Source organism: Massilia frigida (assembly GCF_011682175.1).
GTDB lineage: Bacteria > Pseudomonadota > Gammaproteobacteria > Burkholderiales > Burkholderiaceae_D > Telluria_A > Telluria_A frigida.
In genome coordinates, this window is the sequence record NZ_WHJG01000193.1 from 1 (window position 1) to 362 (window position 362).

The window sequence follows — 362 nt, forward strand, 5'->3', positions numbered from 1 at the left end:
TTATCAGAACATTTCCCCAATAGGGCTCATCGTCGAGCAGTCCCGTAAGCGCGCCCGCGAACTGGCTCCCGTCACCTCCATAGATCGAGTAGAAATACTCCAGGGTCGTTGCGTTGGCATCGAATAAGTCGATGGTCGAGATGCGTGCCATCTCCGCAGCCAGCACATCGACATAGATCGCTTTGAACCTACCCGCCACCACCCGGCGACAAACCTCATTAATGCCAATGACGCGGCCAGCGATTTCATAGATGTAGTCTCCGGGCTCCCCTTGCTCCAGAGCGTATGTCGCCTTGTCGACGTCCAATATCATGTAGTAAGGCCCGATAAACATTCCGCACTGTACTGCCGCAAAAAGACCC

The 362-nt window shown here is 54.4% G+C and carries 1 protein-coding gene; it reads right to left on the minus strand.

The window, feature by feature from the left end:
- The coding region (locus F2P44_RS34635) for a hypothetical protein (protein ID WP_167094634.1) at window positions 1–362 on the minus strand (362 nt) is incomplete at both ends.